Origin of the sequence: Pimelobacter simplex, from assembly GCF_024662235.1 — a bacterium.
Taxonomy (GTDB): Bacteria; Actinomycetota; Actinomycetes; order Propionibacteriales; family Nocardioidaceae; genus Nocardioides.
In genome coordinates this window covers 2,372,602-2,396,365 of sequence record NZ_CP096276.1, presented here as the reverse complement: position 1 = coordinate 2,396,365, position 23,764 = coordinate 2,372,602, and the positions used below count along the sequence as shown (strand labels likewise).

General features: G+C 69.7%; 30 protein-coding genes. 12 read left to right on the top strand and 18 right to left on the bottom strand.

The genetic code is table 11. The annotated features are described in order from the left end of the window. The first annotated feature begins 196 nt into the window (after positions 1 to 196). From M0M48_RS11885 to M0M48_RS11855, 7 genes are all read left to right on the top strand, one after another. A complete protein-coding gene (locus tag M0M48_RS11885; protein ID WP_257751288.1) occupies positions 197 to 652 on the top strand; it encodes a hypothetical protein in 456 nt (151 codons plus the stop codon). Positions 653 to 838: 186 nt separating this feature from the next. Further along, complete coding sequence (locus M0M48_RS11880; RefSeq protein ID WP_257751287.1) at positions 839 to 1,255, top strand: hypothetical protein; 417 nt, start codon at positions 839 to 841, stop codon at positions 1,253 to 1,255. 126 nt (positions 1,256 to 1,381) lie between these two features. Next, positions 1,382 to 1,771 carry a single-stranded DNA-binding protein gene (locus M0M48_RS11875; RefSeq protein WP_257751286.1) on the top strand — a complete coding sequence of 130 codons (390 nt, stop codon included), beginning with the start codon at positions 1,382 to 1,384 and terminating at the stop codon, positions 1,769 to 1,771. A 17-nt stretch (positions 1,772 to 1,788) separates the two neighbouring features. Further along, complete coding sequence (locus tag M0M48_RS11870) at positions 1,789 to 2,817, top strand: DUF4192 domain-containing protein (protein ID WP_257751285.1); 1,029 nt, start codon at positions 1,789 to 1,791, stop codon at positions 2,815 to 2,817. Between the two features lie 14 nt (positions 2,818 to 2,831). After that, entirely contained in the window at positions 2,832 to 2,996 is a 165-nt protein-coding gene (locus M0M48_RS11865; protein ID WP_257751284.1) for a hypothetical protein, read from the top strand. Next, complete coding sequence (gene dprA / locus M0M48_RS11860) at positions 2,993 to 4,021, top strand: DNA-processing protein DprA (protein WP_257751283.1); 1,029 nt, start codon at positions 2,993 to 2,995, stop codon at positions 4,019 to 4,021. The genes M0M48_RS11865 and dprA overlap by 4 nt, the downstream gene beginning before the upstream one ends. A gap of 92 nt (positions 4,022 to 4,113) precedes the next feature. Next, positions 4,114 to 4,239: a hypothetical protein gene (locus M0M48_RS11855; RefSeq protein WP_257751282.1), complete on the top strand. Its 126-nt coding sequence runs from the start codon at positions 4,114 to 4,116 to the stop codon at positions 4,237 to 4,239. Positions 4,240 to 4,379: 140 nt separating this feature from the next. Here the strand turns inward: M0M48_RS11855 and M0M48_RS11850 are convergent, their stop codons facing one another. The 4 genes from M0M48_RS11850 to M0M48_RS11835 form a co-directional block, all read right to left on the bottom strand. Next, positions 4,380 to 4,970 (bottom strand): cadmium resistance transporter, encoded by a 591-nt coding sequence (locus tag M0M48_RS11850; protein ID WP_257751281.1) that lies wholly within the window; start codon positions 4,968 to 4,970, stop codon positions 4,380 to 4,382. Positions 4,971 to 5,039: 69 nt separating this feature from the next. Next, positions 5,040 to 5,528, bottom strand: a complete 489-nt coding sequence (gene lspA / locus M0M48_RS11845; protein WP_257751280.1) for a signal peptidase II — start codon at positions 5,526 to 5,528, stop codon at positions 5,040 to 5,042. Between the two features lie 50 nt (positions 5,529 to 5,578). Further along, on the bottom strand, positions 5,579 to 7,546 hold the full coding sequence (locus M0M48_RS11840) for a heavy metal translocating P-type ATPase (protein WP_257751279.1): 1,968 nt from the start codon (positions 7,544 to 7,546) through the stop codon (positions 5,579 to 5,581). Next, positions 7,543 to 7,932, bottom strand: coding sequence for an ArsR/SmtB family transcription factor (locus M0M48_RS11835; RefSeq protein WP_257751278.1), 390 nt, complete (start codon positions 7,930 to 7,932; stop codon positions 7,543 to 7,545). Before M0M48_RS11835 ends, M0M48_RS11840 begins: the two co-directional genes overlap by 4 nt. Positions 7,933 to 8,003: 71 nt before the next feature. On the opposite strand from M0M48_RS11835, the gene M0M48_RS11830 reads away from it, so the two are divergent. The 3 genes from M0M48_RS11830 to M0M48_RS11820 are packed head-to-tail and all read left to right on the top strand — an operon-like array spanning position 8,004 to position 12,453. After that, positions 8,004 to 10,253, top strand: a complete 2,250-nt coding sequence (locus M0M48_RS11830; protein ID WP_257751277.1) for an MMPL family transporter — start codon at positions 8,004 to 8,006, stop codon at positions 10,251 to 10,253. Between the two features lie 33 nt (positions 10,254 to 10,286). After that, on the top strand, positions 10,287 to 11,837 hold the full coding sequence (locus M0M48_RS11825) for an MFS transporter (RefSeq protein WP_257751276.1): 1,551 nt from the start codon (positions 10,287 to 10,289) through the stop codon (positions 11,835 to 11,837). A gap of 4 nt (positions 11,838 to 11,841) precedes the next feature. Beyond that, entirely contained in the window at positions 11,842 to 12,453 is a 612-nt protein-coding gene (locus M0M48_RS11820) for a class I SAM-dependent methyltransferase (RefSeq protein ID WP_257751275.1), read from the top strand. Positions 12,454 to 12,657: 204 nt separating this feature from the next. Here the strand turns inward: M0M48_RS11820 and M0M48_RS11815 are convergent, their stop codons facing one another. From M0M48_RS11815 to M0M48_RS11795, 5 genes are all read right to left on the bottom strand, one after another. Then, a complete protein-coding gene (locus M0M48_RS11815; protein ID WP_257751274.1) occupies positions 12,658 to 12,840 on the bottom strand; it encodes a hypothetical protein in 183 nt (60 codons plus the stop codon). Between the two features lie 46 nt (positions 12,841 to 12,886). Then, entirely contained in the window at positions 12,887 to 13,597 is a 711-nt protein-coding gene (locus tag M0M48_RS11810) for an RES domain-containing protein (RefSeq protein ID WP_257751273.1), read from the bottom strand. An 8-nt stretch (positions 13,598 to 13,605) separates the two neighbouring features. After that, positions 13,606 to 14,007: a hypothetical protein gene (locus tag M0M48_RS11805; RefSeq protein WP_257751272.1), complete on the bottom strand. Its 402-nt coding sequence runs from the start codon at positions 14,005 to 14,007 to the stop codon at positions 13,606 to 13,608. A 179-nt stretch (positions 14,008 to 14,186) separates the two neighbouring features. After that, entirely contained in the window at positions 14,187 to 15,707 is a 1,521-nt protein-coding gene (locus tag M0M48_RS11800) for a hypothetical protein (RefSeq protein WP_257751271.1), read from the bottom strand. Further along, positions 15,697 to 16,062 carry a hypothetical protein gene (locus tag M0M48_RS11795; RefSeq protein ID WP_257751270.1) on the bottom strand — a complete coding sequence of 122 codons (366 nt, stop codon included), beginning with the start codon at positions 16,060 to 16,062 and terminating at the stop codon, positions 15,697 to 15,699. Before M0M48_RS11795 ends, M0M48_RS11800 begins: the two co-directional genes overlap by 11 nt. Before the next feature lie 232 nt (positions 16,063 to 16,294). Between M0M48_RS11795 and M0M48_RS11790 the strand changes: the two genes are divergently transcribed. Beyond that, the gene (locus M0M48_RS11790) at positions 16,295 to 17,149 is read left to right on the top strand and encodes a hypothetical protein (RefSeq protein WP_257751269.1); all 855 of its coding nucleotides are present in this window, start codon (positions 16,295 to 16,297) and stop codon (positions 17,147 to 17,149) included. A 32-nt stretch (positions 17,150 to 17,181) separates the two neighbouring features. Here M0M48_RS11790 and M0M48_RS11785 read toward each other — a convergent pair whose 3' ends face one another. The 3 genes from M0M48_RS11785 to M0M48_RS11775 form a co-directional block, all read right to left on the bottom strand. Continuing rightward, positions 17,182 to 17,358 carry a hypothetical protein gene (locus M0M48_RS11785; protein ID WP_257751268.1) on the bottom strand — a complete coding sequence of 59 codons (177 nt, stop codon included), beginning with the start codon at positions 17,356 to 17,358 and terminating at the stop codon, positions 17,182 to 17,184. A gap of 11 nt (positions 17,359 to 17,369) precedes the next feature. Further along, entirely contained in the window at positions 17,370 to 17,600 is a 231-nt protein-coding gene (locus M0M48_RS11780; RefSeq protein ID WP_257751267.1) for a hypothetical protein, read from the bottom strand. Between the two features lie 215 nt (positions 17,601 to 17,815). Beyond that, entirely contained in the window at positions 17,816 to 17,986 is a 171-nt protein-coding gene (locus M0M48_RS11775; RefSeq protein WP_257751266.1) for a hypothetical protein, read from the bottom strand. Positions 17,987 to 18,126: 140 nt separating this feature from the next. Here M0M48_RS11775 and M0M48_RS11770 point away from each other — a divergent pair, with 140 nt between their 5' ends. Then, entirely contained in the window at positions 18,127 to 19,209 is a 1,083-nt protein-coding gene (locus M0M48_RS11770; RefSeq protein WP_257751265.1) for an IS110 family transposase, read from the top strand. A 305-nt stretch (positions 19,210 to 19,514) separates the two neighbouring features. Here the strand turns inward: M0M48_RS11770 and M0M48_RS11765 are convergent, their stop codons facing one another. The 6 genes from M0M48_RS11765 to M0M48_RS11745 form a co-directional block, all read right to left on the bottom strand. Further along, positions 19,515 to 20,480 (bottom strand): IS481 family transposase, encoded by a 966-nt coding sequence (locus M0M48_RS11765; protein WP_257750317.1) that lies wholly within the window; start codon positions 20,478 to 20,480, stop codon positions 19,515 to 19,517. Between the two features lie 396 nt (positions 20,481 to 20,876). Beyond that, on the bottom strand, positions 20,877 to 21,959 hold the full coding sequence (locus M0M48_RS11760) for an IS110 family transposase (RefSeq protein ID WP_257751265.1): 1,083 nt from the start codon (positions 21,957 to 21,959) through the stop codon (positions 20,877 to 20,879). 121 nt (positions 21,960 to 22,080) lie between these two features. Further along, entirely contained in the window at positions 22,081 to 22,227 is a 147-nt protein-coding gene (locus M0M48_RS11755; RefSeq protein WP_257751264.1) for a hypothetical protein, read from the bottom strand. A 70-nt stretch (positions 22,228 to 22,297) separates the two neighbouring features. Further along, positions 22,298 to 22,462: a hypothetical protein gene (locus tag M0M48_RS31065; RefSeq protein ID WP_374587358.1), complete on the bottom strand. Its 165-nt coding sequence runs from the start codon at positions 22,460 to 22,462 to the stop codon at positions 22,298 to 22,300. Then, a complete protein-coding gene (locus M0M48_RS11750) occupies positions 22,429 to 22,821 on the bottom strand; it encodes a thermonuclease family protein (protein WP_257751263.1) in 393 nt (130 codons plus the stop codon). Before M0M48_RS11750 ends, M0M48_RS31065 begins: the two co-directional genes overlap by 34 nt. Continuing rightward, the gene (locus tag M0M48_RS11745; protein ID WP_257751262.1) at positions 22,818 to 23,756 is read right to left on the bottom strand and encodes a helix-turn-helix domain-containing protein; all 939 of its coding nucleotides are present in this window, start codon (positions 23,754 to 23,756) and stop codon (positions 22,818 to 22,820) included. Before M0M48_RS11745 ends, M0M48_RS11750 begins: the two co-directional genes overlap by 4 nt. Positions 23,757 to 23,764: the final 8 nt, after the last annotated feature.

Here is a 23,764-nt window from a genome sequence, read left to right as displayed (position 1 = left end):
GGTGGGGATAACCCGGCCTCGGCGGGCGCGGACTCCGCTGTGGCGACGCGGCGCAGCTGCACCTCGTAGCTGGCTGGAATGAAAGGAATCGAACGAGGGTGGGAACGGCTGCGCAGGGCCCCGACCGGGAATGCAGCGGCGTTGGTGTTAGCCGCTGCAGCTCGACGCCGGCGGCCGAGACCAGGGGAGTGGCCAGGTGACGAGCCAGACCACGATCCGGGTCGGGCTCTACTGGAAGCCCGGGGTGTGGGATCTCGCCCGATCGGCCTACCTCGCCGACCTGGACACAGACGCCGACTCGCCTGGCTCCTTCGTCGGCTGGCTCGCCCAGGTGCTCGAGCTGCACGCCCGGCGCTCACCCCAGAAGCGGTCCGACCTCGCGGCCGCCTGCGAGGAGCATCCCGCCCTGGTCAGCGTGACTCGCAGGAGCTTCAACAGGTCGCACCCTTTGCCGGAGTCGACGATGGAGGCGGTCGATGCGGCGCTTGTGGCCGATCGCCAGGAGATGGGCCGGATGCTCGCCCGCTCTGCGTTCGCCCAGGAGGCGGTGATTGTCGCGGCCGAGGACGCCCGCCGGCGGCTGGGCCGCGACCTGCCTCCGCCTCCGCAGAAGCTCAGCAACCGGCCTCCGCGGCGCCGGCCGGCCCGGTAGGTCAGCCGGCCGCGGGCAAGGGTTGTGTCGGCGCCTCCGCCTAACGTGCTTCTCAGCGCCCCGATCCGGTACCCGAGAGCCGGTCGGGGCGCTTCTTTGCGCCCTCGTTGATCGCCCCGGACCTCCTCGCGGACCTAGGTGACCGCGGGGCCAGGCCTGCGTCCCGCCCGAACCGAGGAGGAACGCATGTCCAGCTCACCCCGCCGCGATCGCCGCGGCGCATCTGCCAGGGCCGTCCTGGCCACCCTCGCCGCCGTCCTGGCCTCCGCCCTGTGCATGGCGCCGGCCGCACCCGCGGCCGCGGCCGTGCCCGTCGAGGACATGCGCTGCCGGATGGTCATCTGGGCCTCCGACAGCGTCTTCGACACCTCCTACGCCCACGACGGCATGCGGCACACCTTCCGCGGCTGCCTGGTCAAGCGCGGCTGGTCGACGAAGTCCCACCGGGCGCTCAAGAACCGGCAGTGGCGGCTGAACCACCACCTGGCCAGCGCGGAGTGCAGGGTCGGGGACTACCACCTCTCCGGCGTCGGGCGGACCACCTACAAGGGCATCCGCGTCGTCGTCTTCAAGTACCGCTTCGACTACCTGGTGCCCTGCTGAGCAACCCCGCACGAGCTCGAGCCGGATCCGAACAAGTTCGGCCGATGTGATCGCTGCCGGACCCCGATGGGACCTAGGTGACTGCGGGACCGATCCGAACGTCTCGCAGTCGCCTAGGAGGAAGTCATGTCCACCACCGTCACCTTCGCCGGCAACCTGGCCGAGGCTCCCGAGCTGCTCTACACCCGCGAGAACAAGCCGTTCGTCAGCTGCCGGGTCCTGGTCAACCGGCGCGTGCAGAACGACGACGGGGAGTGGGTCAACGACGAGCCCACCGCCCACAACGTGAAGATCTTCGGCTCGGCCGCCACGCACGTGCACGACAGCTTCGGATCCGGCGACCCGATCTTCGTCCACGGCCTCGAGCGCACCGAGAGCTGGCCGGACAAGGAGACCGGGGAGAAGCGCACTAAGGACGTCGTGGTCGTCGACAACCGCTTCGGCGAGGTCGGCGTCTCGCTCAAGTACGTCTCCGCGCGCATCGAGCGTGCCGACCGCCCTGCCCAGGCCAGCTGACCGCGCGGAGGTTTCCGATGGATCTCGTCGTACAGTCCCCGGACGAGCTGCTGGCCGCCGTGCCGCACGTTCTCGGCTTCAAGCCCGAGGAGTCGATCGTCCTGGTCCCCTTCGGGCCCGGGCTGCCCATCACCCGAGTCGACCTGCCGACGACGGCCGCCGACCGCGAGCAGGTCTGGGACGCCCTCAGCGGTCCCTACGCCCGCCACGCCCGCCCCGGCTCGCGCCTGGCGATCCTCTGCTTCACCGAGGACCGCCGCAGCGCCGAGCTGGCCAGCCAGCATCTGTCCAACCGCCTTGACACCGTGGGCATCAACACCCACATCCGGTTGTGGGCCGACGGCGAGCGGTGGCGCGAGTTCAACACCGGCCAGACCGGGTTGCAGACCCAGTCGACCGCCGAGCGGATCGCGGCCGCGACCGTCCTGACCGGCGCCGCCCAGCCGGCCGCCAGTAGGGCCTCACTGGCCGCATCCATGGTCGGCGACCGTGAGCCGATCGCCCAGCTGATCCCCGCGGCCCGAGCCGCGGCCGCCGACAGCACTCCCGCCGTCGAGCGGGACTGGGCGCTGGACCGGCTCGAGCAGTTCCACACCGACGGCAACCGGATCTCCGACGTCGACGGCGCACGGATGCTCGTCGCGCTGGAGACGATCGGCACCCGCGACGAGTTCTGGGAGGACATGAGCCGGGAGAACCACACCTCCCACATGGCCCTCTGGAACGACCTCACCCGCCGTGCCCCCGAGGAGGTGCGCGCCGCGCCGGCCTCAATGCTCGGCTTCGCCAGCTGGCTGCACGGCGACGGAGCCAAGGCCTGGTGCGCTCTCGACCAGGTGCCGGCCGACCGGCCCTATTCCATGGCCGCCATCGTCGCCTCCGCCCTGCAGAACGGCATCCACCCCCGCGAGTGGGAGCGATACCAGACCCAGATGCGTGACGTTGCGAGCGAGCTCGACGAGTCCTTCGTTCCCAAGCCTCCCGAGCAGCAGCGGGACCTACCGCGCACCCAGCCCGCCACCAACCGCCCCGTCCCGGGCCGCTGAGGAGGACCCCCGCGATGAACTACGACGACACCGACCCGATCGACCAGAACCAGCCCAGCGCCACCGAGCGCCAGTTGCGCCGTCTGGTGGTGCCCGAGCCCGCGGCCTACGCGCCCGACAAGCGCCTTGACGTGATTCACGAACCCGACCTCGACCTGCTGTGGGGAGGACAGGCATGAGCGCCGCCGTCGACGACGCCGACCGTCTCGCTCGCGTCACTCTCAGCAGGACCATCGAGCCCGGAGACTTGCGCGTCACCGGGCTGGTAAGCGAGCTCGGCGCAGGCAAGGTCCTCGACTACCTCGAGGCCGCCGGCGAAGTGGAGAACCACTGGGGCTTCGCCCTCGCCCAGGAGCTCGGCCGCGTCGACCCCGCCCAGGTGCTCGAGCAGGCCGCCGAGCAGGGCATCCGCTTCATCGTCCCCGGTGACAGAGAATGGCCCATCCAGCTCGGCGCACTCCGCAGCACCGGTGCCCTCCACGACCGCGGGGGCGAACCCGTCGGTCTGTGGGTCCGCGGAGCACACGAGCTGCGCGGGTTCGCTGGCTGGGGAGTGGCCGTGGTCGGATCACGAGCAGCCACCAGCTACGGCACCGAGCAGGCAACCGAGCTGAGCCGCGACCTCGCCGCCATGGGCCACACCTTCATCAGCGGCCTCGCGTACGGCGTCGACCAGGCCGCCCACCGTGGTGCCCTCCTCACCGACAGCCCGGCCATCGCTGTCCTGCCCGGCGGCGTCGACCGGCCCTACCCGGCAGCACACGCCCAACTGCTCGAGGCGATCGCCGAACGCGGCCTCGTCGTCTCCGAGGCACCCCCGGGAGCCGGCCCCACCCGAACCCGCTTCCTGGCCCGGAACAGGATCGTCGCCGGCCTGGCTGAGGGGACCGTGGTCGTCGAGGGCGCAGTGCGCAGCGGCGCGATCAACACTGCTCACTGGACCACCAACCTGCACCGGCCCGTCATGGGCGTCCCTGGCCCCGTGAGCAGCGCGGCCTCCGCCGGCGTGAACCAGCTCATCCGTCTCGGCCAGGCCAGCATGGTCACCACCGCCCAGAACGTCATCACCGACGTCATGACCCACGCTGCCAGGGCAGCTACCGGCGCCGAGCAACTCGACGAGTCCTTCGTCACGGACCCCGTGCGGTACCCGCAGAGTGCGGGTCCTGGCCTTGCAGCCAGGATTTCCGCTCCCCGTCGATGAAGCCGCTAGCGGCCCCTGTGGATAACGCGACTTGGGTCTGAACGCGCACCTACTCTCGGGAAACCAACCGAACCGACAAGGAGGAACCACCGATGTTCACCGTGACCATCGAGCCGCCGGCCGTCCGCGTCGACTGGACGTGGACCGTGAGCGTCGAGCGCGTCCTGGACGCTGCACCCGACCTGCTCACCTGGGCCGACGCACCGCGCACCGAGTGAGTCGACCATGCCTGGCGCTCACACCGAACGGACGATGCTGGACCGACTGAACGTCCGCTACTTGAGCCGCGTCACCAACGGCGGATGGAGCGGCGCGAAGTACCTGCGAGCTGAGCAGGTCCGGGGTGGCTCACTGTTGATCAGAGGCCGAACGCTCCACCCTCGTTCAAGATGACGAGGCCGAGCACGATGAGAACGAGTGGGAACAAGATGTGCTCCCAACGTTCCAGCGCCTCTGCGATGGGCTCGCGGGTCGTCACGAACTTGGCGGCAAGGACGAGACCGACGACCAGGGCCAAGAACACTGCGCAGTAGGCCACGAGGGCGCCGGTGCCGACGGCAAGAAAGACAGGGGTGTAGACCCCGATGTTGTCGCCACCGTTGGCGAAGGTGACTGCGGCCACGGTGAGTGCGCTGATCGGCTTGTTGGCGCCGCTGTCGTCGTCATCGTGACCGTTGCGCCACACCTGCCAGGCAGCGAATGCTCCCAGTGCCAGGGGGATCAGACCGAAGTACGGGATGGCGTCGTCGGGAAGGAACAGGTCAGCTCCGAAGGTCACTGCGAGCGAGGCGAGGAGGATGCCGCCGAAGCCGAGATACTGCCCGACGACGATCTTTGTCGTGGTGCCTCGCTGCCCGGCTCCGCGGGCGAAGAACAGGGACAGCACGATGATGTCGTCGATGTTGGTGACCAGGAACAGCCCGATCGCCTGCAACCCGGAGGTGATCACTTACATGGCTCCTCTCGGGCGTCTGCGGCGGGCGCTAAGCGGAGCTTCTCGGGTGTCATCGGGCGCAGGTCACGGTTCGTTGGCGATCGTCGGGGAGGCTGGATCTTCCTGCGCGGTCACCGGGTTGCTCGTGGCCGGTTCATGACGAACGTGGACCAGTGCGATCACGATGCATCCGGTGACCAGGAAGGTGTCGGCGAGGTTGAAGGTGGGCCACCAGCCGGTGTGGAGGTAGTCGGTGACCACGCCGTCGCGGGCGCGGTCGATCACGTTCGCGACCGCGCCGCCGATCACGGCACCTCCGGCGATCCGCTCGATCCATCCTGCTCGAGGAGCCCGGTGCCAGGCGTAGGCAACGAATCCAACGGAGATGGCTGCAGTCATGGCCACGATCACGCCAGCAGGAAGCTTGTCGCCCATGCTGAACGCCACACCAGGGTTGTAGGCCAGCTGCAGTTGAATCAGACCGAGGTCGACCGTGGAGTCGGCGAGTCGGGCCTCGGATGCGGCCTTGGCTGCCAGATCGATCCCGGCAATCGCCAGGGCGATGAGCAGCACCGCGACGCGCGCCCTTCGGACGGTTGGCGCAGCCTTGCTGGGACGGCCGGTCACCGGGCCTCGGCCTGTTCGGGTACCGCATCCGCCGAGGGCGTGGCCGTTGGGGCCGGGGGAAGCGGGCGGGCGCGGCCGGCCCGCACGCCGTTGCCGATCACGAAGATCTCGGCGATCTCGTGGACCAGGACCACTGCTGCCAGGCCGAGTACGCCGAGGGCGGCGAGCGGGATCAGGATGGTGATCAGGCCCAGGGAGAGTCCGACGTTCTGCAGCATGATGGCCCGGGCCCGGCGTGCGTGGTCCAGGGTGTGGGGCAGGTGGCGCAGGTCCTCGCCCATAAGGGCGACGTCGGCGGTCTCGATGGCCACATCGCTGCCCATGGCGCCCATCGCGATCCCGACGTCTGCGGTGGCCAGCGCAGGGGCGTCGTTGACGCCGTCGCCAACCATCGCGGTCTGCCGGGTCTCCCGGAGGCGGTGGATGATCGCGGACTTGTCCTCGGGCCGAAGCTCGGCGTGGACGTCGGTGATGCCGGCCTGGGCGGCCAGGGCGGCCGCGGTGCGCTCGTTGTCGCCGGTGAGCATCGCGACCTGGTAGCCGCCGGCCCGGAGCCGGGCGACCACCTCGGCGGCCTCAGGGCGCAGGTCGTCGCGGACGGCGACGGCACCGATCACCACCCCGTCGTACTCCACCAGCACTGCGGTGGCGCCGGCCTCCTGCATCCCCGTCACCGGTGCGGCGAGCTCGCCGGGGTGGATCCAGCCCGGTCGGCCGAGTCGGGCCGGTCGGCCGTCGATCGTCCCGGTGATGCCGGCTCCGGTGACGGCCTCGACGCCATCGGCGTCGCGGTGGTCGGGCACCGCGGCGAGGATGGCGCGGGCCAGGGGGTGTTCACTGCGTGCCTCCAGGGCAGCTGCGATATCGAGGACGTGCTCGCGCGTCTTGCCGGGAGCGGTGGCGACCTCAACGACAGCCGGTTGGTTGCGGGTCAGGGTGCCGGTCTTGTCCAGCGCGACGGCACGGATCCGGCCGAGGGCCTCAAGTGCGGCGCCGCCCTTGACCAGGGCACCGATGCGGCTGGCGGCACCGATGGCGGCGACCACGGTGACCGGCACGGAGATCGCCAGTGCACACGGGGATGCTGCGACCAGGACAACCAGGGCGCGTTCGATCCAGGTTGCGGGGTGGTCGAGAAGGCTGCCGACGATCGCGATGATGGCGGCGAGGACCATGATGCCGGGCACCAGGGGTTTGGCGATCCGGTCGGCGAGCCGCTGGGCGTCACCCTTGCGGGACTGCTCGGCCTCGACGATCGAGACGATCCGGGACAGGGAGTTGTCCTCGGCCGTGGTGTTGACCTCGACCTCGAGCACCCCGTTGCCGTTGATCGAGCCGGCGTACACGGTGTCGCCGGGACCGGCCTCGACCGGTACGGACTCCCCGGTGAGAGCCGATACGTCCAGGGCGGTTCGGCCAGCGCGGATGACACCGTCAGTGGCGACCCGTTCGCCGGGTCGAACCAGGAGCAGGTCACCCAGTGCCAGCTGTGCAGGGGCAATGGTGACCTGGGCTCCGTCGCGCAGGACGGTGGCCTCGGCCGGGACGAGGGCCAGGAGCGCGCGCAAGCCACGGCGGGTGCGGGCGACGGCGTACTCCTCCAAACCCTCGCTGATCGAGTAGAGGAAGGCCAGCATGGCGGCTTCGGCGACCTCGCCCAGAGTGACTGCCCCGACAGCGGCGATCGTCATCAGGGTGCCCACACCGATCTTGCCCTTGGCGAGCCGCTTCAGGGTGTTGGGCACGAAGGTCCACGCGCCCAGTGCCAGTCCGACCGCGTTCAAGCCAGTCACCACTGACGCCGAGGCATTGTTGAGGTCGCCGATGAATCCGGTGATCAGGAACAGGCCGGCGAGGGCGGCGAACCGCAGCTCGCTGATCTCCCAGAGCTTCTCGGGCTCGCTGTCCTCGAGCTCGCCGCTGTTGGTGGGTTCGTCGTGGCCGCAGCCGCAGGCGTCGGTCACGGTGCTACGTCCTTCGTGGTGATGAGTGTGGTCTCGGCATGAGGGGCGTCAGGCCCGTAGCTCGGGCAGAGCTCTACAGCGTCACCGGTGAGAGCCAACAGTTCCTCAGCGGCGCCGATCAGTGCCATCAGCTCGGGATGGGCGATGGAGTAGAACATCTGTCGGCCCTCTGGTCTACCGACCACCAGACCGCAGTCGCGTAGGCAGGCCAGATGCCCGGAAACCGTGCCCTGTGCCAGCCCCAGTGAATCGGTGAGGTCCACTACTCGACGCTCGCCAGCGACGAGTTGACGCACGATCGCCAGCCGGTTGCGGTCCGCGAGGCCGTGGAACAGCGCAGCGCCGCGGCGCAACGCCATGTCGGCGGAATCCGTTGTCATTGTCATATGCCGATGATAGCGTCCCGACTATTGATCGTCCAATGCCGCTTATAGCGGCCGAACTCGGAGGATTCCACATGGCGACGACGGCGCACCACGCGCTAAGCGGGACACGCGGGCCGGAGAAGAAGGCGGGCCCCCTTCTGCGGTTGCTGCTGCGCCGCCGGGGACTGGTGCTGGTGGTGGCGCTGCTGCTCATGATCGTGGCGGGCGTGGTCGGGCGCGACGCCGGCGACAAGCTGACCTCGGGTGCCTACCTGGATCCCTCGGCTGAATCGCAACGAGCGGCCGAGGCACTGACCCAGGACTTCCCAGGCGGGCCGGCGAACTTGGTCCTGATCGCCGAGGCGGTCACCGGCACCGTCGACTCACCGCAAGCCGTGGAAAGGGGCCGCGAGCTCACCGCACAGCTGAGCGAAACACCCGGCGTGGGCGGGCTGCAGTCATATTGGGAGACTCCGGACCCGTCGCTGCGTGCCGACGACCGCCGATCCGCGCTCATCGCGGTACAGCTGACCGGCGGCGAGCATGCCGCTCAGGAAGCCGCGACGAGGATCATTGACGACATCGAGCAGGACTCCGGTGCTTTGGAGGTGGGTGCCACTGGACCCGCCGCGGTGGGGTTGGCGGTCGACGAACAGGCCGAGAGCGACTTGATCTCCGCGGAGATGGTGACCTTGCCGATCACCCTGCTCGTGCTGCTGCTGGTCTTCGGCTCGGCGATCGCGGCCGGCCTGCCGCTGTTGGTGGGGGCCGGTGCGGTGGTCGGGACGCTGGCGATGCTGGGTCTGCTGGCCGAGCTCACCACGATGTCGACGTACGCGCTGAACCTCACCACAGCGCTCGGGTTCGGGCTGGCGGTGGACTACAGCCTGTTCCTGGTCACCCGGTTCCGCGAGGAGCGCCGCGCCGGGCGCTCGGTTGAGGATGCGGTGGTCATCGCGGTGCGCACCGCTGGTCGCACCGTCGTGTTCTCCGCAGTGACGGTGGCGCTCTCACTGTCTGCGCTGTTGCTGTTCCCGATGCCCTTCTTGCGATCGCTGGGCTTCGCGGGGATCGCAGTCACCGCGTTGGCCGCTCTCACTGCGGTGGTCCTTGTGCCAGCGATGTTGGCTCAGGTGGGGCACCGGCTCGACCGGGCTGACCTGTTCGCGCCGATCCGCCGGCGGATCACCCGTCGCCGCGCCCGGCTGGGGGACGACCGTCTGATGTGGCACCGCATCGCCGCCCTGGTCATGCGCCGTCCCGTACCGGTCCTCGTCTCGGTCAGCGCGGTGCTCATCCTGCTAGTGCTGCCGTTCGCGGGTGTGCGATTCGGGCTCCTGGACCACAGGACACTCCCGGCCGACAATCCCGTGGCCGACACCGCGGAACGGCTGGCATGGGACTTCCCCGCAGCGGCAGACGACCCGATCACCGTGGTCCTGCCCGGACGCGACGCGACCCCGGTCGCCGAGCTGGACGAGTACGCCGCCCGGCTCTCAACTCTGCCCGGGGTCACCTCGGTGGACTCCGTCGCAGGCCGCCACGTCGACGGGCAAACGACCGAGACAACCGGCGAGCAAGCCAACGATGCCGGCGATACCTCCGCAGCTGGAACCTGGCTGGCCGTTACCCCGTCGGCCGCGGACCCCGCCGATGCCCGCAGCGTCGTGCGCGACATCCGCGAACAACCCGCACCCGGCCCGGTGCTGGTCGGCGGCTCCGCAGCCACCCTGGTCGATGCCACCGACACCATCGCCGACCGGTTGCCGTGGGCGCTGGGAGTGATCGCCCTGTCCACCTTCGTCCTGCTGTTCCTGTTCACAGGATCGCTGCTGATCCCGGTCAAGGCGATCGTGACCAACCTGCTCAGCCTCAGCGCCACCTTCGGAGCCCTGGTCTACGTGTTCCAGGAAGGTCACCTGCGTTGGCTGGTCGGTGACTTCACTCCGACCGGCACCCTGGAAACCACACTGCCGGTGCTGGTGTTCTGCATCGCCTTTGGCCTGTCGATGGACTACGAGGTCTTCCTGCTGTCCCGGATCACCGAGGCCCACCTCACCGGCGCTACGACCGCCGAAGCGGTCGCTCAAGGGCTTCAGCGCACCGGCGGACTGATCACCGCCGCCGCCGCGATCCTGGTCACCGTCTTCTTGGCGCTCGCGGCCTCGAACCTCACCGCCTTGAAGGTGATCGGTGTGGGGCTGACCCTCGCTGTCGTCCTCGACGCCACGATCGTGCGCGGCCTGCTCGTCCCCGCGATTATGCGGCTGGCCGGCGAGGCCAACTGGTGGGCACCCGCGCCGCTGCGGCGCCTGCACAAACGGCTGGGGCTCACCGACTGACCCATCCGGCCACACCAAGGGAGAAGCATCACCATGACGACTGGGTACGGAGATCCGCGGCGCTGGTGGGCACTGGCCGCCCTCGGCCTGGCAGTGCTCACTCTAGGCTTCGACATCACCATCATGAACGTCGCCCTGCCGACCATCGCCACCGAGCTGGAGGTCGGCACCGACGCCCTGCAATGGATGGTCAACGCCTACGTGCTGGTGCTCGCCGGCCTGATGCTCACCTGCGGCGCGCTCGGCGACCGGTACGGCCGCAAACGACTGCTCCTGATGGGGCTCTGCCTGTTCGGGTTCTCCTCGGCCGGTGCAGCTTGGGCCAGCTCGGCCGCTCTGGTGATCGCCGCGCGCGGCGTGATGGGGCTGGGCGCTGCCATCATGATGCCGGTCGCGTTCGCGGTCCTCGCCGCCCTCTTCGGTCCGACCGAACGCGGCAAGGCGGTCTCGCTCCTGGTGATGGGGCTCGGGATCGGTATCCCGCTCGGACCGATCATCGGCGGCTACCTGCTCGAGCACTTCAGGTGGGGCTCCATCTTCCTCATCAACGTCCCGATCGCGATCATCGGCGCGGTCGCGATCGCCCTCCTGCATCCGGAGTCGCGCGACCCGTTGCCACGCCGCCCCGACGTAATGGGAGCCGTGCTGTCCACGGCCGGGCTCATCTCGCTCGTCTACGGGGTAATCGAGGCCCCCGGTCAGGGCTGGTCCGATCCGGTCACGATTGGCGCGATCAGTGCCGGGCTGGTGGTGCTGGCCGGCTTCGTGGCCTGGGAGCTGCGGGTACGCGACCCGATGATCGACCTGCACCTGTTCACCCGGCCCCAGTTCCTGTGGGCCAGCATCGCCGGGGTCCTGGTCACGTTCGGCATGCTCGGACTGTTGTTCGTCGTCCCGCAGTACCTGCAGTTCGTCGCCGGCCACGACGCCCTCGGTACCGGGATCCGGCTGCTCCCGCTGATCGGCGGCCTGGTCGTCGGCGCTCCGGCGGGGGAGCGGCTCGCCGCGCGCGCCGGCTACAAAGTGCCGGTCTCGGCTGGCCTGGTCGTGCTCGCCGCAGGTGTGGCAATCGGCGCGCTCACCGATCTGGAGTCCAGCTACGGGTTCGTCGCAGCCTGGCTCGCCACGGCGGGACTCGGGATCGGGCTGGCGCTCGCGCCCGCCATGGACGCGGTCCTCGACGCGCTGTCGACCGAGCAAGTCGGGGCCGGTACCGCGATCACCATGACCCTGCGCGAGACAGGTGGTGCTCTCGGCGTCGCCATGCTCGGCAGCCTGCTGGCTGGGGGCTACGCCGACCGGGTGAACACCGCCGGCTTGCCAGCCGAGGCAGCGCCCGCCGCCCGCGAATCCATCGCCGGAGCAATCGCCGCAGCCGCCCGCCTCGACGAACCAGCGCTCGCGGCCAGCGCCAGTGCCGCCTACCAGCACGGCATGTCGCTGGTGCTGATCGCGACGGCGATCACCGCTGGGCTCAGCGCGCTGTTCACGGGGCTGCTCCTACCTGGCAACCCCAACGCTGGCAGCGATCATGACCGTCGCTCGCCAGAGGCGACCACCTTTCCCGAGGAAGAAGGGCATTGAAACCATGTTGATGAACAAGGCGGAGACCTTCCTGGTCAACAGCCCCGCCAACCGCGTCTTCCAGCGCTGCGTCGAGACCCCTACCCTGCGGCGGCTTGGTGGCCGCACGCGGGGAGCTCACGCGCTGGAGATCGGCTGTGGATCGGGCTATAGCACCAACCTCATCATCGACCAGTTCGGCGCGGCCACGGTCGATGCCGTCGACCTCGACCCCGCCATGGTTACCCGAGCCCGCCGCCGGCTGCGCCGCTACAACGATCAGGTCCGCGTCGAGCAGGGCAACGCCGACGATCTCCGGGCCGCACTCGGAGCCGAGGACTCCAGCTATGACGCCGTCTTCGACTTCGGGATCATCCACCACGTCACCAACTGGCGTGATGCCGTGACCGAGGTCGCCCGGGTCCTCCGTCCCGGTGGGACCTTCTATTACCTCGAGGTCACCGCCGCGGCACTGGCCCGCCCCAGTTTCCGCCGACTTCTGGACCACCCCACCGAGGACAGGTTCACTGCCGGCCAGTTCCTCGCCGAACTCACCAGCCAGGGACTCGATCCTGCCGACAGCTGGCGCACCTATGTCGGCAGTGACTACCTCGCCGGCGTCGCAAACAGGTCATGACCACAGGGAAGCCGGCTCGCAGACCGAGTGTGTTGGCGCGCGCGCATGTCCGAGACGATGATCTCGTCGCCTCGCAGCCCCAGCAGGCGCGGCGATCCATCGAGTCGGGATCGTCGTACTCGTAGCGGGTCATCAGCCCATCCAGCAGAACGAGGTGATCCGGTCGACCCGCCCCCTGGTCCAGCAACGCGGGCCGACAGGCCCCTACGCGTTGGTCAGGCCGATGACGAGCTCGGGGGTCTGGTCGAGACTGAGGTCGATGAGCGCAGACTCCCCGTCGGTGCTCATGACCTTGAGGTCGACGCGCTGCACGTCCTCATCGACATACCGGGCGCACGCCCCGATCCTCTTGGCCTTGACGGCCGCACTGCGCTCGAAGAGTCCCACGCCTCGCATCGTGGCTTGTCGACCCGCCGCACAGGGCGGAACGGCGTCAGGTGGTCGACCAACTGAGCCCTAGGATCCGGAGGGCCTCCTGGAGGTCCCGATGCTCGGGGGAGAGCGGGTGGTGCTCGACCGTGCCGAGGGTGCGACTGATCGCGGGGTCCTCGGCACGCTCGAACACCGCCCACAGCGCGAGATCGTCGCCGTGTCGCGACGCGAAGGTGACCCCGTCGAGCTCGGTGCTGGCATGCAGGTAGGTAGCCACCGACTGGGTGAGTGCTCGCGGACGCCCGTCCTTGAGCGCGGCCGCATCGAAGTCGTGCAGGCTCAGCAGGTGCGCCAGGGCGACGAACCGCGGGCGCAGCGCGGCGATCGACTCAGCAGCCGTCACCGCGCAGAAGCGACCCGTCAACGTCGCGCTGGCCGCCGACCGCGGCTCGAGCCAGGAGTAGGAGATCTCGCCGGCGCGCCCGGTCGGGTGCATCGCGGCGTCCTCGTCGTCCTCCTCGATGTCGTCGAGCTCGAGCGCGAGGGTCGGGTCAGGCCGGAACCCAGCGAGGACCTCGAGCAGGCAAGCCAGGAGAGTGGACCCGGCGTAGATGCTGCGGAAGTTGCCCTGCCGGTCGTCCCAGCGGCCGTTGAACCTGCCATCGGCGCTGGCCCACTCCCAACCCGACCAGGCCCAGGGCTCCGGCTTGAAGCCGACGCGCCAGACCTGCTCGGCCGCGTCGATGACGACCAGCTGAGGTGCCTCGGTCACCGGTGGCGTCACCCGGCCGCGGCGAAGGCGCGCGCGGCCGCCAGGACCTCGGGGCCGACCTGCTCCAGGTTGCCCTCACGCAGCAGCCGCGCCGGCGCGACGTCGTCGAGCCGCGGGTTCATGCCCTGGAACCACGTCTGGACGACCGCGGCCGAGTCCTTCCCGCGCAGCAGGGCCGCGATCCGGTACGCCATCCGCAGCCGGTTGACGACCTCGGTAGACGGGGTGCGTGCGTCGGCCGGGTCGGCCCACTGGCGCACAGCACGGGTCTCCTGGACCGAGCCCAGGTAGGCCACGAGTTTGGCGCCGAGCAGGTCGCGCAGCCGCTCGACAAGCTCCGGCGTCGCTAGCCGAACCGACTCCTCGTAGGCGCGAAGGTCGCCGCGGGCGATGGTCGACTGATTGTTCATACCTGAAGTGTGCCACTTTGGGGCGCGCAAGCCAACAGGAATCACAGGGCAAATCACATCCAAAAAACCACCCGCGACGGCGCCATTCCTGTGTCGTGTCCTCGCGACGGAGAGCCCGTGGAGTTGTTCTCCCGGCACGGCGGAAGTAGCCCTTTCGGCTGCACCTGGCGTTGTTCTGGTCACCGTCGAGCAGTGTGGGCCGAAGTGATTGGTGGGCGTCCGGCCTCAGGTACAGCCCTGCGACGCGAGCCGAGGACCGCGTCAGAACTTGCGGGGCGGTCGTTGCGTTGATGCAGTGTGGCCACTGCGGAGGCCGAGCTGGTCGAGTCGATGGTGGCGTTGCTGGCGGCTCGCAGGGTCTCCGCGACGGGCGGGGGGAGCGGGACCGAGCGCTTGGCGAGGATGTCAGAGGGGGACACCCAGACGACATCGCCGTGGGGCGGGGTGGCCAGGCCGGACTCCACGTCGTTGTGAGCTCGTCGGGACAGTGCCCGGGCGGGGCCGATGAGGTTGGAGTTGTCGGCCTTCTCGGCGACGACGGCGGCGAGCTCGGATCCGGCCTCGACGGCGCGCAGGGTCGCGGCCACGGCCTGCCAGGCCCCCGGGCGTCCGGCGATCACCTCGGGGCTGGCGAGGGTCGTCTTGTCGTGGGTGAGCTGGCGGTACGCGGCGCGGACCTCCGCGGCCGCGCGTGCCAGCGGCTCCTCGAGGTGGGCACCTGGCAGAGCGAGGTCACCCCAGCGACTGGCCAGGTTGCTCCAGGACCGCCCTGCGTCGGCGATGGCGGGGACGAGGCGGTCGGAACGCTCGAGCACGCCGACGGTCGCGGCCGCGTTGACCAGGACGATGCTCGCGCCGGCGATCAGCCCCTGGGTGCGGGTGATGAGCAGGATGTTGGACGGTGCGAGATCTCGTGCCAGGGCGCGGTGGGTCTGGATGTCCCAGTTGGCCAGCGCTTGCGCCAGCCGACTGGGGTCGTCGACGGGTCGCACCGCCTCGCCGGCAAGGGCTTGGGTGAACCGGTCGGTCAGGTAGCTGCGGGCGGTGTTCTCGCAGGCGGACATCCGGTCGACCCAGACACCGGTGGGGGCGATCGCGTAAGGGGAGTGGTGCTGTGCCAGGTGGATCCGGCGTCCGGCGCTTCGGGCGTCGTTGACGCGGTCGCGGCCGTGCTCGTGGAGCGCGACGTTAACGGCGTGGGCGGTGAGGTAGAGGCCGTGCATGATCCGGGTGCGTGCTGCTTCGAGGTCGCGGTGAGCTTCGGGCTGCTCGTGGGGGATCTCGGCGCCGTAGCGGCGGACCAGGGCCGCGGCGTTGAGGAAGGTCTGGGTCATCTGGTCGATGCGGGGGCTGGTCGGGCCCTGGCCAGGCCAGGCTGTCCGGCCGGAGAGGCTGGTCTCGATGGTGGCGGCCTGGGCGGAGAGGCTGGTGATGGGCTGGTCGCGCTCGTCGACGCCGGGACGTCGACCGGGCAGCGATGCCCACAGGTCCTCGGCGGCCGCGACCATTGTCGGCCAGCTGCGCAGCAGGGTGCCGGCAGCGTCGCCGTCGACGTCCATGAGGAGCTGACGTGCGAGGTAGTCGACGTCGAAGAGCATCTCGCCGACGCTGCGCACGTCGCGCGAGGTCATCGGGATCTGGTTGACGTCGAAGAGCGCCTCGTCGATGTCGGCGTACGCCAGGCGTAGGTCAGTAGCCAAGGCCGCGGGCTTCCCGGATGAGGTCGCACAGGTCGACGACCAGCTGGGACCCGTGCACCAGGTCGGGCCGGTGCAGCGGCAGGGGACGGGTCAGCTCCTCGGCCTCGGTGAGCAGCTGCAGCGGCATGCGCTCCTCGAACTCCTCGGCCGCGTCGACGTCGGGCAGCACGTAGTCGTCGGGCAGCAGGGCACTGGCCTGGGAGTGCGCGAGGTAAACGCCGAGTCCGAGGTCGTGCAGCGGCGAGTCGGCGGTGGCCCTGTCGGCGTCGCTCCATACCTGGTTGGCGGCTTGGTGCAGCAGGAGGGCGATCGAGCCGAGGCGGTCCCAAGTGCCGTCAGCGTTGAGGGTGTCCACGGGTGTTCCTTTCGGTCGGAGGTCGGTCTGGCCCATGAACCCACGTCCGGGTCGGTCCTCGCTCCGCTGAGAGGGGGGCTGTGGATAACTCGGGGTCGTGTCGGCGGCTGGGCACAAACTGGTCTCGTTCGCCTATGTCGTTCCGCGGTCGCCGGACGATCACCGCGAGCAAAGTCAAGAGATTCGCACTAGTGCTGACAGATGGAGGAGGGTCGTGATGATGAGGTTCCCGATGACCGTGCTGAGGGTGGTGACGCTGGCGCCGGCGCTGCTGGTGAGCTTCGTCCTCACAGTGGTGGTGTGCGCCCTGCTCCCGCCGGCCCTTGGCCTGGTGGCGTTCCTGGCCGCAGCGGGGCTTCTCGTTGCGCTGGCGATCGGCCAGCTCGAGGTGCCGGGGATCGCGGCACTGACCAGGTCGCGTCCCGCGACCGCAGCTGAGCTCCAGGTGATGGCGCCCGTGCTCGCCGATCTGGGCGGCGTCGGCGTCGACCTCGACGCGCTGTTCGTACGCCGGCGTCAGGGTCCGAGCACCCCGGTGGCTGTGGCGATCGCGGATCGCGCGGTCGTGGTCACACCCGGACTGGTCGATGCGGTGTACCGCGGGGGAGTTACCGCTGCGGAGGCGGCCGCCACGATGGCTCATGCCGTCGGCCGACGGCGAGCGATCCGGCCGCGGCTGGAGCTCGCTGTGCTGGCCGCGACGACGCCGTGGCGGCTGGTGGTCGCGACGTTCCGCGGCGTGGGCAGGGCCTTCGCCTGGCTTCCGTTCATGCGGTTGGCGTGGACGCTGCGGGGTGTCGTCGGGGTGATCTGCATCGTGCAGTCGGTCGCTGAGGGCCGGGCGGCGCCGGGGATCTTGGGCGGCGCGGTGATCGCCCTGACCTACCTGGTGCCGCCGGCCGGCCGGCGGATTGAGGCACGCTCGGAGGCCGCGGCCGACCAGCTGGTGGTCTCCCTCGGACTGGGCTCCGTGCTGGCTGGTCTGCTTCGGCGTCATGGGCATCCGATGACGCTCGAGCGGGTGCAGCGCCTGGAGACGGTCGTTGAGCAGCCTGGGCGGTCGCGGCTGCACCTGGTGCACGGCTGACGAGTTCTCTCGTGCCGCTACAGGTCCGCGGGCTACTCGTCGTCCTGGAAGCCGGACGTGGAGTGGTGCACGCAGCCGCGGCCGTTGCCCTGGTGCGGCTTGTGGTTCATGCACGGCAGCGACCCCAGTTTGTGGGAGCAGTCGACCCAGCGGACCGTCGTGCGGCCGGGGCTGCGGCTGGTGTCCGCTGATGCGAGTGCGGTAGCCATCGCGGACACTCCTAGCGGCGCGGGCCGCGGCGGCGGCCGAGCTGGGGTCGCTGGTAGGCGGCCGTGTCGGTGTGGTCGTGCTGGCGGCCGGATTGGTGGACCTGCGCGATCTCGGCGTCGGGGGAGGGGCCGGTGTCGGCGGCCGCGGCCAGGGCAGCGGCCTCCTCGGTGGCCCTGATCTCCTCGGCGCGCTGCCGGGCCTCTTCCTCGAGCGCGGCTTCCTCGCGAGCGGCGTCACTCATGTGAACTCCTATGGATCCCGTGGACCGGCACCGGCTGCGCAAGTCCTTGGTCTCCTAAGTGCGGGCCAGGGGTGGGAGCGATCACTTCGGCTGATCCGTGTTTGCGCCCCGGGCCGCTCAGGCCGGCTGATCAGGCGGACTGGGCAAGCAGTGTGGCGCCGAGCAGCCGCGCGGTGTGCTCGAGGAAGGTCAGGGATCCGTTGGTGCCCGGCCTGTCACAGGTTGGCGCCCGGCCTGTCGCAGCACGGGTGGGTGTCGAAGCCCTCGTCGACGACGATGCGGTGCAGCTGGCCACCGCAGGCACGGCATCGCTGGCCGGCGTGGGTGGGGCAGTGGTCGACCGCCACGGCGTAGGGCAGGCATGCCGCCGGCGTCGGTGGGCTCACCTGGTGGTCACGGTCCTAGACGGTATGTAGCGACCCGGTCGCTGTGACGGGGTTGCGGGCCGGGGCCTCACTCACGAGATTCGTGGGTTACCGAGCAGGGGCCGCCTGCTCGGCCTATCCGACATTCGTGGGAGGCCCCGGTGTTCACCGAGCGTACGAGCGTAGGGCTCGACGTGCACGCACGATCGGTCGTCGCAGCAGCGATCGACGGCGTCACGGGCGAGCTCCTCCAGACCCGACTCACCCCTTCGCATGAGCACATCCGTTCCTGGCTTGGCGACCTGCCGGGCCCAGTAGCGGTGGCCTACGAGGCGGGCCCTACTGGATTCGGACTGTCCCGGTCGCTGGCTGCAGCGGGGATCAGGTGCGAGGTCGTCGCGCCGAGCAAGCTCCAGCGTCCCAGCGGTGACCGCGTCAAGACCGACGCGAAGGACGCGGTGCACCTGGCAAGGTTGCTACGGCTGGACGAGTACACCTCGGTGTCGATCCCGAGCATCGACCAAGAGCATGCCCGTGACCTGGTCCGCGCCCGCGAAGATGCACGTGGCGACCTGATGCGTGCCCGTCACCGGCTGTCCAAACTTCTGCTGCGCCAGGGCATCGTCTACTCCGGTGGACAGGCTTGGACCGAGGTCCACGACGTGTGGCTACGCCGCCAGCGCTTCGATTCGTCGGCGCTGCAGATGACCTACGAGTCCGACTACGACGCGGTCCTGACGGTGAAGGCGCGCCGTGACCGACTCGACGAGGCGATCGCGGTGATGGCGGCGAACAGCGAGTTCACCCCGATCGTGCGGCGCCTGGGCTGCCTGCGTGGTGTCAGCAACCTGACCGCGCTCGCGCTCGCCGTCGAACTCGGCGACTGGCACCGATTCACGGGCAACACCATCGGTGCGTTCGTCGGCCTGGTCCCATCCGAGTACTCCTCCGGACAGTCACGGGTGCAGGGCTCGATCACCAAGACCGGCAACACCCACGTCCGCCGACTGCTCGTCGAGGCGGCCTGGCACCACCGAGCCCGCTACGTCGTCGGCAAGACCATGCGCGACCGATGGGAACTCGCCTCACCCGCAGCCCGTGCCCGCGGCGACGCCGGCAACCGTCGGCTGCACGCGCGTTGGAACGCCTTCCGTGAGCGCCGCAAGCGGCACGTGGTCGCCAACGTCGCGATCGCCCGCGAGCTGGCCGGTTGGTGCTGGTCCTTGGCCGTGCTCGAGGAGTAGGCCCACCCCACAAGCCGCTTCGTCGACCAGCGCGGTGGAAGCAGCGCGTGGAGCGACCCGCGAGACACCTATGAGCAGCTCAGCCCGGCTGTGCGACGCCCGACCCTAGACACGCGGTCCGCTCCTGCCGAACACCCCGTCCTGCGGTAACCAACCCGCGCATATCAGTCTGACCGCGCGTCGCCAACGACACGCTCACCGCCGGCCAGGCCGACGAAGCAGAGGCGCCCGCCCCCACCAACGGGGACGGGCGCCTCACCCTGCCTCTTGACAGGAAGCCGCTACATATCAGTTGTACCCGGCCATCAGGTTGGTAGCAGCCGGCTGATCGGCGGCTTACCTCCGAGTGCGCTGTGGCGGCGTTCAGTGTTGTAGTGCTCGAGCCAGGGCGCAAGGGCGGCTACTCGCTCGTCGTTGCTGGCGAAGGCGCGACGGTAGGCCCACTCGGTGGTCAGGGTCCGGTTGAGGCGCTCCACCTTCCCGTTCTGCCAGGGACAGTGCGGCTTGATGAACCTCTGCTTGATGTCGTGCTCGGCGCATACGGCACGTAGCGACCATCGGTAGGCCCAGGCGTTGTCTGTCATCAGACGCTCGATCCGGGTGATGCCATGGGCTGCGAAGTAGTCGATCGCGCGCTCGAGGAACGCGGCGCAGGTCGGGCCCTTCTCGTCAGGCAGCACCTCGCTGTAGGCCAGGCGGGAGTGGTCGTCGACGAGTGAGTGAACGAAGTCGAACCCGACCTTGGTGTTGCGATCGCGCATGATCGACCCGGCTCCGCGGCCGTGAGCCTTCCAGCCGCCGCCGGCGGGGATCTTGCCGAGCTTCTTGACATCCATGTGGACCAGCTCGCCAGGCCGCTCTCGCTCGTAGCGGGTCGCGGTCTGCTTCGAGGATCGGATCACCTCGCCGGTGATCGGATCCAGCTCGCGAAGGTAGGGCACGTGGTGGCGGCGCAGGATCCGCGACACTGTGCGGGCAGGAACGCCGACCTTCGCTCCGAGGACATCGGGTCCGTCGCGATGCTCGGCACGCGCGGTGAGAACCTTCTGCTCGACCTCGTTGCTGGTCTTGGTGGGCATCGAGTGGGGGCGTGAGGAGCGGGTGGCCAGGCCGTCTTCGCCTTCGGCGGTGTAGCGGTCGATCCAGGTCTTCACGCACTTGCGGGACACGCCCATCGCCGCAGCGATGTGGGCTTGTTTCCAGCCTGCTTGGTGGCGTTGGACGATCAGGCGCCGACCGTGAACGGTCAGCCGGGCACTACCGTGGGACACGAGAACCTCCGGGTTGGAGTGGGCCTTAGACAAGCCACATCCCATTCGGAGGTTCTCGTTCGTTCAACCAGGCTCGCCGCTACCAACGTCCTGGCCGGGTACACCTGATATGTAGCGGCTTCCTGTCAAGAGGCAGGGTGAGGCGCCCGTCCCCGTTGGTGGGGGCGGGCGCCTCTGCTTCGTCGGCCTGGCCGGCGGTGAGCGTGTCGTTGGCGACGCGCGGTCAGACTGATATGCGCGGGTTGGTTACCGCAGGACGGGGTGTTCGGCAGGAGCGGACCGCGTGTCTAGGGTCGGGCGTCGCACAGCCGGGCTGAGCTGCTCATAGGTGTCTCGCGGGTCGCTCCACGCGCTGCTTCCACCGCGCTGGTCGACGAAGCGGCTTGTGGGGTGGGCCTACTCCTCGAGCACGGCCAAGGACCAGCACCAACCGGCCAGCTCGCGGGCGATCGCGACGTTGGCGACCACGTGCCGCTTGCGGCGCTCACGGAAGGCGTTCCAACGCGCGTGCAGCCGACGGTTGCCGGCGTCGCCGCGGGCACGGGCTGCGGGTGAGGCGAGTTCCCATCGGTCGCGCATGGTCTTGCCGACGACGTAGCGGGCTCGGTGGTGCCAGGCCGCCTCGACGAGCAGTCGGCGGACGTGGGTGTTGCCGGTCTTGGTGATCGAGCCCTGCACCCGTGACTGTCCGGAGGAGTACTCGGATGGGACCAGGCCGACGAACGCACCGATGGTGTTGCCCGTGAATCGGTGCCAGTCGCCGAGTTCGACGGCGAGCGCGAGCGCGGTCAGGTTGCTGACACCACGCAGGCAGCCCAGGCGCCGCACGATCGGGGTGAACTCGCTGTTCGCCGCCATCACCGCGATCGCCTCGTCGAGTCGGTCACGGCGCGCCTTCACCGTCAGGACCGCGTCGTAGTCGGACTCGTAGGTCATCTGCAGCGCCGACGAATCGAAGCGCTGGCGGCGTAGCCACACGTCGTGGACCTCGGTCCAAGCCTGTCCACCGGAGTAGACGATGCCCTGGCGCAGCAGAAGTTTGGACAGCCGGTGACGGGCACGCATCAGGTCGCCACGTGCATCTTCGCGGGCGCGGACCAGGTCACGGGCATGCTCTTGGTCGATGCTCGGGATCGACACCGAGGTGTACTCGTCCAGCCGTAGCAACCTTGCCAGGTGCACCGCGTCCTTCGCGTCGGTCTTGACGCGGTCACCGCTGGGACGCTGGAGCTTGCTCGGCGCGACGACCTCGCACCTGATCCCCGCTGCAGCCAGCGACCGGGACAGTCCGAATCCAGTAGGGCCCGCCTCGTAGGCCACCGCTACTGGGCCCGGCAGGTCGCCAAGCCAGGAACGGATGTGCTCATGCGAAGGGGTGAGTCGGGTCTGGAGGAGCTCGCCCGTGACGCCGTCGATCGCTGCTGCGACGACCGATCGTGCGTGCACGTCGAGCCCTACGCTCGTACGCTCGGTGAACACCGGGGCCTCCCACGAATGTCGGATAGGCCGAGCAGGCGGCCCCTGCTCGGTAACCCACGAATCTCGTGAGTGAGGCCCCGGCCCGCAACCCCGTCACAGCGACCGGGTCGCTACATACCGTCTAGTCGCGTCGCTGACGCAGCAGTGCGGCGGTCTGTTGCCACAGCGCTTGCTCGAGGTGCGCCGGCGCCGTACGACCGAGCGCCTGGTAGGCCGCCGCCTTGAGCAGATGCTGACCCGACGCCGAGGACTCGTTCGTCGACGCCACGGGCGTAGCACCACCGGGCCAGCGTCTTCGCGGCCGTCGTCGGCTGCTCGTCCATGACCGTGTCTCCCTCTCAGCAGGTGCCCCATAGGCCGCGCTCAGCGCCCTGGGCATCGTCGGCGGCCGTGGAGTACGACTCTTCGCGGGCGAGCGCCTGGTCGGCTTCGTCGCGGCGGGCGGCACCGCCGGCCAGGAGCTCGCGGGCTACGTCGTGGCCGGCGTGGTCGACGTATCGCAGCAGCCGGTCGTAGCGGTCGCGGTTGGGCTGGGCGGTGCCGTGACGAGCTCGACGGTGCTGCCGACCGGCGCGAGCTCCTCGAGCATGTCGGTTGCCTGGTCGGCGTAGCACTCGGCCGGCTCCGGCGGGTGGGCGACTTCGGGGGCGTCGATCCCCAGACGCCGTATGCGGCCGAGCTGGCGTCCGCCGGTGGTCTCGACGCGGATCGTGTCGCCGTCGAGGACCGCAGTGACACGGACCTGGGTGGTCTCGCCCTCGCCGGGGTCGTGGCCTGTCTGGGCTCGGGGCAAGGCGGCCTTGATGCCGCCGACTGTCAGCGCGAGGATCGCGGCCGCGGCCAGACCGATCAGGGCCCTCACCTAGCGACCCTCAGCTGCGCCCGCTCGCCGGCGCCAGGGATCGCACGCTGCTGCTCGCGCAGCCCGGGGGAGCGGTAGCCGCTCTCGGGGACCTGCTCGTCGACGTCGACCGGGCCGGCTTGTGTGCTGGCGGGCTGCTCGGGGAGATCTGCGGTGATCTTCGCGGCCAGGTCCCGCAGCGGCGGGGTCTTCTCGATGCGCCGGGTCGCCTGCAGCACCGTGGTGTGGTCGCGGCCGAAGTGGCGGGCGATCGTGGGCAGGCTGTGGCCGTGCTGGCGGGCGGCGGTCATGGCCACTGCACGGGCATCCGCGGCCACCCGGCTCCGGTCGGCACTCAGGAGGACCTCGGGTGTGGTGTTGAAGGCCGCGGCGGCCGCCACCACGGCGTGCTCGACCGGGCCATCGGGCTGGAACGTCGAGGCCGGCGGCTGCTGGTGGAGATTGACCATGTTCTCTTCGCCTCGGGGGAGGCGGGCGGTGTAGCGGCTGTTGACGTGCCCGCTCACCCGGGCAGCGGCATCGGCCAGCCGTGGCCGTTCAGCGGTGCGGCGGACCGCATGGATCACCGAGCCGTGGTCCTTATTGAAGTGCTCGGCGATCGCCGGCAGGGACAGGCCGGTCTCCCGGGCGGCGGTCATGGCCACCGCCCGGGCATCGCTGACCGGTCGGCTGCGCTCGGCGCTGAGGATCGCTTCCGGGGTGGTGCCGAACATCGGCGCTGCGGCGTTGATGGCCAGCTCGCACACCGCGGCAGGGCCAGTTGCCGACGCCACAGGCATGGTCTGGTCGACCTGGACGGCCAGCACCGTCACCAGGGATCGCAACTGCTCGGCATCGAGCGGTGCGATCAGGTCGGCGACCTTGTCGTGCTGGCCGCGGCCGGCCGCGTCGAGAACGAGGCCCGCCAGCTGGCGGCCGCCCTGGTCGAGGTCCATGGCTCCCC